This window comes from Peribacillus sp. FSL K6-1552, assembly GCF_038005205.1.
GTDB lineage: Bacteria > Bacillota > Bacilli > Bacillales > DSM-1321 > Peribacillus > Peribacillus butanolivorans.
Window position 1 is genome coordinate 4527309 of the sequence record NZ_JBBOST010000001.1, and the last position, 13853, is coordinate 4541161.

16 protein-coding genes, 1 pseudogene and 1 riboswitch are annotated in these 13853 nt (G+C 36.0%); of the genes and pseudogenes, 10 read left to right on the top strand and 7 right to left on the bottom strand.

Annotated elements, in window-relative coordinates; translation table 11 throughout:
- Positions 1-181 precede the first annotated feature (181 nt).
- On the top strand, positions 182-1573 hold the full coding sequence (locus NST21_RS21800) for a YcdB/YcdC domain-containing protein (protein ID WP_340891186.1): 1392 nt from the start codon (positions 182-184) through the stop codon (positions 1571-1573).
- A gap of 219 nt (positions 1574-1792) precedes the next feature.
- Positions 1793-2086 (top strand): HesB/IscA family protein, encoded by a 294-nt coding sequence (locus tag NST21_RS21805; RefSeq protein WP_201223313.1) that lies wholly within the window; start codon positions 1793-1795, stop codon positions 2084-2086.
- A gap of 248 nt (positions 2087-2334) precedes the next feature.
- On the opposite strand, the gene NST21_RS21810 is transcribed toward NST21_RS21805, so the two are convergent.
- Positions 2335-3690, bottom strand: a complete 1356-nt coding sequence (locus NST21_RS21810) for an arsenic transporter (protein WP_252432011.1) — start codon at positions 3688-3690, stop codon at positions 2335-2337.
- 560 nt (positions 3691-4250) lie between these two features.
- Positions 4251-4769 (bottom strand): DJ-1/PfpI family protein, encoded by a 519-nt coding sequence (locus NST21_RS21815; RefSeq protein WP_252432012.1) that lies wholly within the window; start codon positions 4767-4769, stop codon positions 4251-4253.
- Between the two features lie 146 nt (positions 4770-4915).
- Between NST21_RS21815 and NST21_RS21820 the strand changes: the two genes are divergently transcribed.
- Positions 4916-5308: a winged helix-turn-helix transcriptional regulator gene (locus NST21_RS21820; protein ID WP_340891192.1), complete on the top strand. Its 393-nt coding sequence runs from the start codon at positions 4916-4918 to the stop codon at positions 5306-5308.
- A gap of 270 nt (positions 5309-5578) precedes the next feature.
- Here NST21_RS21820 and NST21_RS21825 read toward each other — a convergent pair whose 3' ends face one another.
- From NST21_RS21825 to NST21_RS21835, 3 genes are all read right to left on the bottom strand, one after another.
- Entirely contained in the window at positions 5579-5929 is a 351-nt protein-coding gene (locus NST21_RS21825) for a DUF6176 family protein (protein WP_340891194.1), read from the bottom strand.
- Between the two features lie 71 nt (positions 5930-6000).
- Positions 6001-6486: an SRPBCC family protein gene (locus NST21_RS21830; RefSeq protein WP_340891195.1), complete on the bottom strand. Its 486-nt coding sequence runs from the start codon at positions 6484-6486 to the stop codon at positions 6001-6003.
- 121 nt (positions 6487-6607) lie between these two features.
- Positions 6608-7126 (bottom strand): YfiT family bacillithiol transferase, encoded by a 519-nt coding sequence (locus tag NST21_RS21835; RefSeq protein WP_340891197.1) that lies wholly within the window; start codon positions 7124-7126, stop codon positions 6608-6610.
- A 311-nt stretch (positions 7127-7437) separates the two neighbouring features.
- On the opposite strand from NST21_RS21835, the gene NST21_RS21840 reads away from it, so the two are divergent.
- The 3 genes from NST21_RS21840 to NST21_RS21850 all read left to right on the top strand — a co-directional run bounded on the left by NST21_RS21840 (position 7438) and on the right by NST21_RS21850 (position 9579).
- Positions 7438-8562 (top strand): serine hydrolase, encoded by a 1125-nt coding sequence (locus NST21_RS21840; RefSeq protein ID WP_340891199.1) that lies wholly within the window; start codon positions 7438-7440, stop codon positions 8560-8562.
- Positions 8563-8845: 283 nt separating this feature from the next.
- Entirely contained in the window at positions 8846-9022 is a 177-nt protein-coding gene (locus NST21_RS21845; protein ID WP_340891201.1) for a hypothetical protein, read from the top strand.
- A 119-nt stretch (positions 9023-9141) separates the two neighbouring features.
- A complete protein-coding gene (locus tag NST21_RS21850; RefSeq protein ID WP_340891203.1) occupies positions 9142-9579 on the top strand; it encodes a GNAT family N-acetyltransferase in 438 nt (145 codons plus the stop codon).
- A 64-nt stretch (positions 9580-9643) separates the two neighbouring features.
- Here the strand turns inward: NST21_RS21850 and NST21_RS21855 are convergent, their stop codons facing one another.
- On the bottom strand, positions 9644-9928 hold the full coding sequence (locus tag NST21_RS21855) for an AbrB/MazE/SpoVT family DNA-binding domain-containing protein (RefSeq protein ID WP_053347441.1): 285 nt from the start codon (positions 9926-9928) through the stop codon (positions 9644-9646).
- Between the two features lie 631 nt (positions 9929-10559).
- On the opposite strand from NST21_RS21855, the gene NST21_RS21860 reads away from it, so the two are divergent.
- From NST21_RS21860 to NST21_RS21875, 4 genes are all read left to right on the top strand, one after another.
- Positions 10560-11531, top strand: a complete 972-nt coding sequence (locus NST21_RS21860) for a DMT family transporter (protein WP_340891209.1) — start codon at positions 10560-10562, stop codon at positions 11529-11531.
- Between the two features lie 299 nt (positions 11532-11830).
- Positions 11831-11932: riboswitch (guanidine-I (ykkC/yxkD leader) on the top strand.
- Positions 11933-12002: 70 nt separating this feature from the next.
- A complete protein-coding gene (locus tag NST21_RS21865; RefSeq protein WP_057214620.1) occupies positions 12003-12344 on the top strand; it encodes a DMT family transporter in 342 nt (113 codons plus the stop codon).
- Complete coding sequence (locus NST21_RS21870; RefSeq protein WP_053347444.1) at positions 12344-12658, top strand: DMT family transporter; 315 nt, start codon at positions 12344-12346, stop codon at positions 12656-12658. Before NST21_RS21865 ends, NST21_RS21870 begins: the two co-directional genes overlap by 1 nt.
- A gap of 142 nt (positions 12659-12800) precedes the next feature.
- Entirely contained in the window at positions 12801-12986 is a 186-nt protein-coding gene (locus NST21_RS21875) for a hypothetical protein (protein ID WP_053347445.1), read from the top strand.
- Positions 12987-13315: 329 nt separating this feature from the next.
- On the opposite strand, the pseudogene NST21_RS21880 reads toward NST21_RS21875, so the two are convergent.
- Positions 13316-13853, bottom strand: a pseudogene (locus NST21_RS21880) (LysE/ArgO family amino acid transporter); the annotation flags it as partial.

Genomic DNA, 13853 nt, shown 5'->3' on the forward strand with positions numbered 1-13853 from the left:
GTTTTTTATACCCATATCACATGATAATAAATCAACATCTAGTCGATAAAATTCCCATTCTAAGATTTTAATTAAACATAAAAAAGGAGCCTCTTCTTCTGAAATTCAAGAGACCCCTTCTCTTACCTTATCAGAACACTTCTTATGAAAAACGGATATAATTTAATGGGGAGGGATTTAGTTGAACAAAAATTCATTAAAACAAAAGGCTATCGAAATAGGGAAGGTACATAGTGGATATACATTAGAAATTGAAGATTTTCATAAAAAAAGTGGGACATTGATGTTCGCCTGGAAATCAGCTTGCGGAGATAAGGAGATAATCGTAGAGCTGGATGTATTCGGCAATCTGCTAGATTTTCATCTTGATAAGGAGTCTGTATCTAAAGTGGTATTAGCGGAAAAATCACTTCATGAAAGAGCCTTACAATATGTCATGGTCTACTATCCCGAAGCAAAGGATAATTTTATCCTGGAAAAAATAAGCGTGAACAATGATAAGAAATCTATGCAATTTACATATGTTCAGCAGCAATTAAATTTACCGCTTCCTCGTACTGGATTTTTCGTGGAAACTGCTCTAGACGGCGAGGTTATCCACTTCCATTATTATGGAGCTGCAAAAGAAATCACCCTGCCAGAAAACCTTCTTGCTAAAGAGCATGTGATGGAAAAATGCCTGAAAGATCTCGATATGAAGCTTTCTATTGCTATGATTAACTCGGATGTCCATGAAAACGGCAAGGACTTGCCTCGTCTAGTATATGAACCGGTTCTCCCCTTTTATAGCCACCCTGCCGACCCTTCATCTGTAATGAAAAGGGATGAACAAGAGGATGAAAATGAAGAGGACTCATTATTACTGCCGCTTCCTCAACAGGAAATGCCATTACCTGATATAAATAAAGCTATCGGTTTTGAACTCGATGCCTATACGAAAGTACGGGAAGTCGATTTAGGTGATGAACTTGTTACGGTTTGGAGACAAGGAGAACCGCCAGAAGTTCAAGATTTAAGTGTAGACAGCTATTTCATTACTCAGAATGACCAGGCCTTCAAAATCAAGACAAACAAAGAAACTGGCATAGTATCATCGTTTGCCAATTTTGAAGACACGAGGGGCCCCCTTTCCTTATCCATCACAGAATGTAAAAGAATCGCCAGCCAATTTCTTTACAAGCTGTATCCTGATGCTAACCGTTACTTTTATATTAATGAGGTTATATCGGATACAGAGAATCATAAGGTCGCTTTTCACTTTACGCTGATATATGAAGGAATACCTTTTGGGCTCGCTTATCTATCAGTTAATGAAACAACCGGTAACATTGATTCCTTCTTCGGACCTGATCTTGATCCACTTACCCTGTCGCAACTCCAAACGCTGCCTGCAATTTCCCCTGAACAGGCCAGGAAACGATTCATTTCGGCTTTCGAGCTCGAGCTACTCTGGGATAATAACTACAAAGAGAACAGCGATGAATATTATGAACTTGTCTATAAACAATCCTCTAGGAGAATATCATACATTGATGCACAGACTGGTGAAATCATATGGTCGAAGTTACATTAGAGACATTCCATATCCAAAGAAATCACTACTAACGCATTTATTTTAAAATTTCAAAGGAGTAAAAAATGCATACCACTTATTGAATTATTGTCATGGATTATATCCTCAAAAAATACAAATTTTTTAAGAGGTTCTAAAAATCGTTTGAGTAAAGAGTAAATGGTATCGATTGTAATGTTTATCATGATAAAGTGAGCCTAATGTATTGGAGTGAACATCTTGATAACAATAACAGTTAAAGCCCAGGAAATAATTAAAGGCATGCAGCAAAGTATGGAAGAGGAAACATTTTTGAGATTTGGTGTAAGTAGAGCATGTTGTAACCAGATGAACTATTCATTAAGTTTGACAAGATTTAAAACAGAACAAGAAGAAGAACTAGTTTTACATGGTATTAAAATTTTAATCGATCCATCTGATGCCCGATTTACGGATCAAACAGAAATTGATTATGAAGGTGATGGTTTCTTGATAAATAACCCTAATCCGTTAGTTTCACCATTAATCTATTAGAAGAAAAAGGGGGAACCACATTTGTAGCTTCCCCCTTTTCTCTAAATCTATGTCACTACCCTGAGTAAATCTATGCACATGTAACATCGGAAAATATAGAAACTGTTGTCCATTAAATAACACAAGAATATCTGAACTCAGATCAGTAAGAATTCCTCTATAAGATTTACTTCCTGAGAGTTGAGCATCAATCTGTTCACCTAGTAATGCGCCCTCAACACTAATTACTAATTCCTCCTAGGGTATTATTAGCTAAATACCATTTGCACCCAAAAGTATAATAAAAGCAGCGTCACCACGGTAGCTAAGGGTATGACTATTAGGGATACGTTTAAATAATCTTTCCAACTTATTTTCATTTTATTTTGTTTCAAGATATGCATCCAGATAAGGGAGGCAAGCGTACCAATAGGTAATAACAATGAGCCCATGTCACTCCCAATTATATTCGCGAGATAGATCGTTTTTAACGTGATTGGATCAAGTCCCATTTCTGTTAAGGTAATGGTACCAATCATTAAGGCTGGATGATTATTAAAAATGTTTGATAGAATCGAAACTAATCCTCCCATGACAAAACTCGCACTTAATAACCCCTGGTTTACAATTGGTTCACATATTTGCACGAGTATTGCTGTAAGTCCTACATTATGGAGACCATAAATAATGACATACATAGAGAATGCAAATATTAGAATATGCCATGGTGTCTTTTTTAAGATATCAACAGGATTTGTTCGCAAATGATACCATCTCCACACCAGTAAAGATAAAGACCCAAGTACAGCAACCAATTCAATTGGTATGGAAAGATACGAAGCAACAAAGAGCAAACAGCGCACCACAAAGACATAGAGCAATACCTTTAACATAAATTTAGTACGTTGACGTTTTGTTTTAACCGACATTTTTCCCTTTAAAGGATGGAAATTCTTAGTGAAAAAACTATCCTCAATGTCATAAGACAGATCTGGCAACTTTTTGGGCAATTTTTTCTTTACCACTACGAACATCAACCATGACATAAAGATTAAACCCAATGTTGCAGGTACAAACATCATGGCTGTATGCATATAAAGTGTCATATGCACAATTTGCAATGCGATTAAATTGACAATGTTACTAACCCCAATAGGAGCGCTAGAAGCAGTTGCAATCAGTGCTCCGCTCAAAAGATATGGAATGGCTTCATGCGGTTTCAGTCTAAGATTTTTCAGAAGCAATATCAATATGGGTGTCGTAATCATGATGCTACCATCGTTATTAAATAACAGGGTCATTAAAAAACATAATAATTGAATGTACCAATATAGGCGATATCCTGAACCTCTAGCAAGGGTAGCAAGTTTTGCAGCCGCCCAATGAAAAAAACCGAAACTTTCTAGTATGACAGCCATGACAATCGTTGCCATGATGGTGATCGATGCGCCCCCGATTTTATTGATAATATCCAAAATATCTCCACGTGATACTATGCCAGTTAGTAAAATAATACTTGCACCGATTGAAGCTGGCCAAGCTTCATTTATACCTCCTGGCCTCCATAATATGACTATCATTGTCATGACGAACACAAAGATAGTCATTCCAATTTCGATATGCATGTTATTCTCCCCTTTTCGGGCCTTGAGCCATTGGAACCCTACTTGTCCGACTCCTATATATATATTCCCCCTTATTAAAAAAGCACAAGATAGTAGACCACTTCTTCTAAATTGTACCTTTGTCCTTCTAGTAAAAATGTCCACTAAAGAGAGAAGTCTAGACCTTTGAATCATGGTTAGTTACCTACTACATTTCACATATCTTCTAATAAGATCTATAGATTCCACTATTCCGGTTTGAAAAAGGAGAAACCACTATAGTGGTTTCCCCCTTTTTAAAACCTATATGGCCATCTGCTATTTCTTCATCTAAAATTCTCCCAACATATCCTCTAAGTCATTTATTAATTGTGTAAGCTAATTCGTATATTGAGCAAATTCAATGGCTGAAGCCGCTTGTTCCTCCATCGACGATGCCAATCTCTTCAGATGAAGCAGTTGTTTGCCGAGATACAGTATTTCTTCTATCATCCTTACCCCTAATGGAAAAACCCTTGAATTCTATAGAATCCAAGGGTTTCACATGGGGAATAATACGAGTTATGTTGTAAGCAAAAGATTTAGCGTAATGCTGCAGCTAAGCTTTCACCAAATTCTTTAGCTCCATCTGGGCCGTCACCTGTGATAATATCATCATGTGCAACAACATGTTGTTCCACATATTCAACATGATTAGCTTTCAATTCGTCAATTTGGACATCAACTGGGTAACATGCTGCTTTTCGTCCAGAAAGTAAACCTGTTTTAGCCACAGTTATAGATCCTGCACAAATTCCTGTGACAAGAACCTTTTGCTCATGAGCTTGTTTCAAGTAGCTTTGTAATTCTTGATTGCCCCATAGATGATCGTTCGTACCAGATCCTCCAATTACAGCTATAGCATCAAAATCACTAGCTGAAACGTCAGAAAAGATCACTTCAGCATTTGCCTTACCTTGATAGTCACCAGTAATCTCACCTGTCTTTGTACTTGCAATCGTTACTGTAACGCCTGCATTTTCTAATACTTCTTTTGGTTGAAATAATTCATCTTCATTAAAACGTTCTGGTGGTATAATAAGTAATGCTTTTTTACTCATATATGTCTTCCTCCTAATAATTGAAATAGATTGTCTGTCTGACTACTCATATTGTAGCGCTGGTTATAAACGTTGTGAAGAACGCACTTTTATGTGCGGAGGTTACCTAAAAGTTACTGGTAAAATAAAAAAGGAGTTAAATATCCATGTCAGAAACATTAAGAGATGAAATCAAAGAAAAAATCTTAAATGGCTATTATAATTGCGAAAAAGAACTTACTTTATCAATTTTCAGCGGCAAATGGAAAATCGTTATTCTATGGCATTTAGGTGTAGAAGGCACACACCGATTCAGTGACTTACAAAGACTTTTCCCAAAAATATCTCATAAAATGTTAACGAATCAATTGCGTGAACTTATAGAAGATGGTGTTGTTCACCGAGAAGTTTATCCTGAAGTTCCTCCAAAAGTTGAATATTCCATGACTGAACTTGGAATGACTTTACTGCCAATTGTTGAAATGATGTATGAGTGGGGAAAAAACAGGATGAATGAAATCAAACAAGAAATGCATTCTGAAAATGATAAGAACAATTAATGCGTACGTTTAATTACATAAATTAGACCGACACTGAGATATGTGTCGGTCTTTTTTAACACTATGAAATTGGATATTTCCGAAAGTTGTTTAAAAAATAAAATAATATGTAGGGTTAGAAGACTTTAAAATGGAGAAAATCTCTTTCAATTTGGCATTTAGAGGACTGAGTGGACTGCACATACTGTTTCTCCCACATAGAATCCCCCCTGGAATATTTCCTTTTCTGAACTACGACTTCTAAAAAGCCGTTTCTATTAAAAGCTCTGTCTACTTCATCGTAGAAAGAACACTTTCCTGTATCATTATCACTTCGGTTTTTAAATCAACAGGTCGACATTCATTATCTATACATTCTTCCCAGTATTCTAAGTGCTTCTTATCAATTTCGTGATTCGAATCTTGAACCTCGATTCCAACATCACCTTGGACAGAGTACCAATAAAGATATTCAATCCCTTCAATCTCTTCTCGAAAAATAGTCTCTACATACATTTTTTCATCATTAAGTGTTAATAAAACACTACTCATATTATCATTTAATAGCTTCATCCATTGGTCAACAACCGCCGTTTTCCCAGGCTTAACCTTAAATCTCGTAAGTTCCACTTTAAGTGACATACATAAACCCTCTCCTTTTACATATATTTTTCAACTGTAGGAATGACTTCAAATTCGATATCACATTCTTTTTATCCTTCAATCTGATTGACTACGATAATATACTTCTCATGCCATTTTTCCCATTCACCCTTAGGAAAGTCCATATAATGACCATTCAATAATGTACTCAGCATATCGAGGCATACATGCCATCCTGCCAAATCTTTTGATGTATGGTCACTTATTGTGCGGATAGATTCTTTTAATACTAATAAACAACCCTCAGTTTTAGGGGATAACTCGAAACGAACCCAACCGTCACCCCATTCGAATTCTAGGACGGAATGTTCTTGGAAGTCTCTTATCTTCATATCAATAAATGAGCCAGTCCCATCATTCATATTAAATTTTATGGTCCCTTCTTTACGAAGTTCCTCAATTTCAAGATTCGACATCCATTTTTCCAACTTATCATTTACTGTTAAAACAGCCCAGACCTGTTCTACTGAATGCTTTAGTAGACGTTCAAAGCGAGCGATATTTCCACCTTCAACTTTTTCTATTACTGCTAGCATATGTAATTCCTCCTCATTCAAATTGTTTAAGCATGCAGATCAATATTTGCGGTTGGATTCTACCCAATGTGTTTTTATCACAGAAAACAGTTGATGACTCTTTACTTTCCAACAGATCCATTTACCATCCCTTACGATTCGATAAAGAAGTAATATGCGCAAGATGATGTCGACCATGCCACGAGTAAATACCTATATTTTCACCTACTGAAACTTCTCCTGAATCCGGATGGATAAATGTTTTTTTTAGATCAGCTGAATTAATACTATATAAAAGGTTAGCCCAGCGTATATGTAACGCTTCAAGTAGGGATAGCGAAATATCAACCGGCAATTTATTATCAGGTAGCTCTGCCCATTTTCCCTCATCATAAGGCTTAATGACAGGATTATCTTCCGTAAGAGCCAATTTAAAGCGAATATAAGCATTCATATGGCTATCCGCAAGATGATGCACGACTTGGCGAACAGTCCATCCGTCCGTACGATAAGCCGTATCAAGCTGTTCTTCATCCATGTTTCGTACAGCCTCTCGCAACAATCCAGGCAAAGCCTCAATCTCCTTTATCCAGCCCTCAGTCACACTTTTCGTTATCTCCCCTTCAAACTGAAACTTCCCTATTGGGTATCTTGCTTCCATCTTTATTTCCTCCTGGTGTTTTCATAAAAAACTTAACAATAGTACCTTTATTACATTCTTTATCCTTACCAATAAATCCTTTATGCCTACATATCTTCTCTGACTACCTTTTCTTTTCGAATCCAAACCAAAAAGGCTGGCGCAGCAGCCTTGATATTGCAGGTATACTATTTAGAGCTACTTCATAGACCCGGCAATTTTATTTATTCTATCTCACTGCTTACATGCTTAAAAAGTTCTTCATAAGTAAAATGAAACCTAATCATTGAGCAGTCGTATATGTATTTATATGTAAAAAGGCAGGTGTTATTTTGAAAATATTACTCTTTTTAATCGGAGGTATTGGACTATCTCTATGTTTGATTCTTGGAATTGGGATGTGGATGTTTAAGAAGGATATCAACAAAGAGGATCCAGAATATATAGTTCAGTTTATCAAGGAGAATGCAGAGAATAAGAACGTTTCTTTATCCATCCATCTTAATGATGAGAAATGGGTAAATGTTAATGCCAACACCCTGCTTCCATTAGCAAGCACCGTCAAAATCATCGTAGCCATTGAATATGCACAACAGGCGGCAGTGGGGCAAATCAATCCAGAGCAAGAAGTGAAATTAGCCGACATAGACAGATTTTATGTTTCTAAAACAGACGGGGGAGCACATGAGGCATGGATTACTCAGGTCAAAAAGGATAAAGAGATAGATAGAGTTCCTTTAAGTGAAGTAGTAGATGGAATGATTGCTTACAGTTCTAATGCGAATACAGATTACTTAATAACTATGCTTAGCCTTCAAAACATCAATCATGTTCCAGAGAGCTTAGGCATTACCAGTCATGAGCCAATGTATCCCATTGTAAGTTCGCTGTTCATACCTGACCAACTTATGAAAGAAAAAAAATTATCTAAACAAGATACCCTAAAGGCCCTGAAAAATATGGACAAAGGTGAATACCGTGATCGGGCGATTGCTATTCACAATAAGTGGCAGACTCACCCCCCAACAGATAAGGAAAAGAAACAAGCAATGAAAATGATGGGTAGTGATTTTCAAAAAAATTGGTCTGATCGTTTGCCCCGAGCAACTACAGAAGACTATGTCTCCATAATGAAAAAACTAAATAGCAAGACGCACTTTGATAAAAACGTTTATGTGTATCTCGATCCGGTATTAGAACAGTTAATGAAAAGTCCAAGCAATCGTGAGTGGCTTGTTCATGCAGGTCAAAAGGGAGGCTCTACTGCCTTTGTTCTTACGATTTCGATGTATGCGAAGGATAAAGATAATAACCAAACAGAGCTTGCATTTTTTGCAAACGATTTAACCTCTATTGAACAAGCAAAACTATCCAAAAATATGAATGCGTTTCAGCTTAAATTTCTAACAGATACGAAATTTCGAACATACGTCAAAAAAGAAGTATCCAATCTATGAAGCATTATGCGATGAATCGTTTAGAATGATTTTCACCAACAACAATGACCAGCAGAAAATTCTTCTGGTCATTTTATTTGTCTATCAAAAACATTTAAATCCCCTTACTTAATCCCTCTTCACCATACAAAAACTTCTAAATATACATTACCAAGGAATCACAATAGAGCTTATTAGTTGTGTTTAAGATTTTTCACGTGTTCTTTGGTGCAGAAGCTTTTTTTCAAACATATAACGTTCATTCCTATATATGGATTATAATATTGGAAAGGAGTTGTATGCATTGAGGAATTATCCAGTTATGTTTTTAATGTTATTCATTTCAAGTATTTTTGGAGGATTGGCGTTGAATAACATTTTTGAAAACGCCATGTTAATAGGAGTTAGTTTAGGTATGTTGTTTCTAATTTTCGCACTTGTTTCTATAGGAAGAAGAAACCGAAAACAAAATATCCATTAACACAGACCCTTTTTTCTTATAGGTCAACAAGACCTCAACGGATAAGTTTATTCACAGCCACTTATCAATAAATGGTAAATTAAGAGTATTCTATAAAATAAACACTGGAGGTTCATTACATGGGTATTCAAAAAGCTACTTTAAATGAGCTTGATTCCTTAACAGAACTTTTTGATTTATACAGAGTGTTCTATGAGCAAACGTCAAATCTTGAGGGTGCAAGGGAGTTTTTAAAGGAAAGGTTAACGAACGAAGAGTCGGTCATTTTTATGGCCTTTGATGGGGATAACCCTATTGGTTTTGTTCAATTATATCCTTCATTTTCATCAGTGAGCATGATGCGCTCATGGGTGTTAAACGATTTATTTGTGAAGGGAAATGCTCGCAAAAAGGGATTTGGTGAGAAGTTATTAAAAGCCGCTATTTCTTTTGCAAAAGAAACTGGTGCAAAAGGAGTGTCGCTTGAGACAGATAAGGATAACGGCCATGCACAAAAACTTTATGAAAAAATTGGTTTTATTCGAGAATCTAATTATTTTTATTACTTCTCCATTTAAAATGAAAAAAGTGTAGAGAAAATAAAATTTTCTCTACACTTGAATGCTTTTTATTTAAAATGAATTATTTAGCAGTTTCATAGCTTGCTTGAATTTCTTTAATTAGAAGTTCAGCACCTTCACGGCTAAGTATTAATTTACCGTTTGCAAGTTTCATATTGTCATCAGATATATCGCCCGTTACCTGACAAGTCATGTTTGCTTTGTATTTTTGAAGGATTATACGCTCTTGTTCTACGTAGATTTCCAAAGCATCTTTCTCTTTAATTCCTAGAGTACGGCGTAATTCGATAGGAATTACTACCCGTCCTAATTCGTCAACTTTACGTACAATACCTGTAGATTTCATTTTTATTTACCTCACTAATTTTCTTTCAAATTTTACATCTATACTTTTCGTCAACATTCGACATAATTTGCACTCCTATAAATATACCACTCCCTCCCAAATTCGTCAATTCTCGTATCTTCGTATATTATCTACCTCTATATGATTATTATCTTATATCTCAATAAATCCTCTATAAATAGCGCTATTATGCTATTTTAAAGGTTTAAATAAGGCATTTTTTGTATACTAAACATAAAATTGGCATATTAATTTTTTCCATATCCAAACGTCAATACTCTTATTTAAAGATATAATTTATGTCGAATATTGCAGAAGACATATTCACAGTCTTAAAGAATGCAGTTGATTTTTTTGTATAACTGAAGGACAATTTAGTATGATTGTTAGATTTAATATTTAGAATATTCACCTTATCTTTCCGTAACAAAGCTCCTCATTAGCTCTTGAAGGGAAAGTACGTTAAAACATGACAACCTGGTTCCTTTCTCCAACCCTAAACTTTTATGGTTTGAATCTCGTAAAAGGTATGTTCTAAATTCTTTTCTAATCATAAGAAAGCCGAAACGATTGCCATACTTCAGAGGCCTTGGCTAATTATTGGCTCATAAAACAGATTGAGGTGAGTCGATTGCGACCAATTATATTAGGTATTTGCTCTGCTTTCTTTTTTGCATTTACGTTTGTGTTAAATCAGTCAATGGAATTATCTGGTGGAAGTTGGATATGGAGTGCTTCGCTTCGATATATCTTTATGGTTCCTTTTCTAGTATGTATCGTCCTAAGTAGAAAAAACCTCCGACCACTCTTGCAGGTGATGAGAGAACGACCAGGGCCTTGGTTGCTTTGGAGTTTTGTAGGGTTTGGATTGTTCTATGCCCCCTTATGCTTTGCATCTGCCTACTCACCTGGCTGGCTAATCGCCGGCACTTGGCAAATCACGATTATCTCAGGTGCTTTACTTGCTCCGTTATTTTTTGAAAATGTTCAAACACAAGATGGACTCGTAAGGAAAAGAGGAGAGATTTCTTTGAAAGGTCTTCTCATGTCCCTTATCATTCTGTTTGGGATCATACTTATGCAACTAGAACACACTAAGCATATTTCTATGGCAAATCTCTGGTTGGGCGTAATCCCAATCGTCATCGCCTCATTTGCATACCCTTTAGGGAACCGCAAAATGATGGAAGTGTCTCAAGGACGTTTAGATGCATATCAGCGTGTGTTAGGGATGACTTTAGCGAGTATGCCATTCTGGTTCTTACTTTCGTTGTATGGTTTTTTTACGGTAGGAGCACCAACGAAAATGCAGAGTTTTCAATCCCTTTTGGTAGCACTATTTTCTGGAGTTATTGCAACGGTCCTTTTTTTCAAAGCGACCGATTTGGTAAGGGGAAATATGCAGAAGTTAGCTTCCGTTGAAGCCACACAATCAATGGAAGTCCTTTTTGCTCTTGCCGGGGAATTACTATTTTTATCTTTACAATCCCCTTCTCCTTTATCGTGGTTCGGCATCTTTATCGTTATTATTGGGATGATTTTGCATAGTTATGTTTCTCATATAAAAGAAGTCAATCCTCGAAATCAGTCAGTGAGTGACTAATATAAGAGTAAGGCAGGACTATAAATGCATCTGATAAGACCAACGTGTTGGTACTTATCAGGTGCATTTTTATTGGAACACTTGAGATAGTATGTAATTTTCAATCTTAATTAGCGGTAATTTATTGAGGTTTCATTCGAGCATTTTATTTGACCTCATCCTGTTATCGTAATTATAGAAGGCTGGAAAGGATTTGGATGCCTTTTTCGAATAGATTCATCATTCATTGGAAAAAGTAAATAGCCCTTTAACCTTGAGTAAATTTAAAATGTATGTATAATATAATTTAATTGTATATGTTAAATGTTTTCTAGGGTTCCGTAGCAAGTGTCTGTGCTAGTCTGGTCCGAGAGAAAACTCACAGCTTTGCTGTGTCACGGAAGGATAAAAGCCTGGGAGAAACTGTTTTACAGTTATCTCTTAGGCTTTTTTTGTTTTTTGGTAAGAATAAAATTGGAGGTGTTATTTTTAATGAGTACAAACTGGATTAAAGTATTTATTGCTGCTTTTTTTGAAGTTTTTTGGGTTATTGGTTTAAAACACTCAAATGACTTTTGGACTTGGACTGGAACTGTTATTTCTATCATCATCAGCTTCTATTTAATGATAATGGCTGGACGAAAACTTCCCGTTGGAACCGTATATGCAGTATTTGTAGGAATGGGGACAGCAGGAACCGTTTTTTCCGAAATCATATTCTTTGGAGAATCATTTAAATTAAGTAAAACACTTTTGATTTTACTGTTATTAGCAGGGGTAATCGGCTTGAAACTAGTGACTAAGGACAATGTTGAAAAAGGAGATGAATCCTAATGGCTTGGGTCTCTTTAATCTTAGCTGGGCTATTTGAAATGTTTGGTGTTGCGATGATAAATAAATTGCACAAAGACCGTAATTGGCAATCCTTGGCGCTGTTGTTTTTCGGATTTGGGGCAAGTTTTCTATTTCTTGCTTATGCCATGAAAACACTACCAATGGGGACGGCTTATGCAATCTGGACAGGAATTGGTGCGTCTGGTGGAGCAATAATCGGCATGCTTTTATATGGTGAATCAAAAGACTGGAGAAGAGTCGTTTTTATTGCAATGGTGTTAGGTGCAGCAATAGGTTTAAAACTAGTTTCATAAGAAGTTTTCACTCCTTCTTTGTATAAAAAGTTCTTATATCAATTTAGAACAAATCGATTTGGGTTTTATCACTTACCTACCTACTGCTATAAAAATTTGGTATGATAAATTAGTTAAATAAAATAGTGAAGGTGATTTTACTTTGTCTGAAGAAATTCCAGAAGAAAAAAAGGAATATGACACCACAATTATTTATGACTACGCAGATTATCCTGACATCGTTAGTGGTCGCTGTGACAATTGCGGTAAAGCTCAATTTGAAAGTTCGGTTAAGAACTATGTATATATTCGTAAATGCAGAGAGTGCGGCATGAAGAAATCGATTTGACCCTATATAGTTATAGGGTTTTTATTATTTTTTACTTTTTGTTCGTTTGGATTTATCACATATACTCTTTCCTTTCTTCGGAGATCAAAATCAGAAAAGGTTATAGCAGTAAGTGTATTCCTTCAGTGAATCATGGTCTATGACAGTTCTCAGTATGACCTGATCTGATTGTTTTCTTTTTAATCGGCTTTCTTCTTTCATAGTGGCGCCCGGAGCCCTCTCTAATTTCATGTTACCCTTCAATAGGTAAAACATAAAAGGCCGCCAATTGGAGGGCGGCCTTCTTGGGCTAACACTATAATTGACTAGGAACGCCGTTAAAAATCCTACTACATTTTGTATAGTTGGAATGCTATATATAGAGCGACAATCCATATCATAATTGCAGATACTTTGTTGATTACGTTTATAAATCTCCCATCGGTATCGATATCTCCTACCTTTTTTCCCACGATAGCCAGACTGAAAAACCAAATCCAAGAAATTAATATAGTTGCAGCGGTTAACGCATTTTCTCTATCCCGGTATAGCTAAGAGAACTGATTCCAATAACCCCAACGGTATCAATAATCGCGTGGGGGTTTAGTAATAACGGACATAGCAAACATAATCTGTTTTTTAGAACTTAATGCTTCTGCCTTTTTGTCTAATTATAAGGTTTACTTTTCCAGACAACCCACCCCATATATAGAAGAAATACCGATCCTATAATAAAGAAGGTGGAATGGTTAATACGACAACAGAAACACCTAATATTGCTAATAAAATAAGCACTGTATCACAAAGAGAAGCAGTTAAAACAACTGGTAGTACGCCCCTAAAATTCGGTTGTGATGCTCCTTGGTTAAAAACAAAAACATTCTGTAA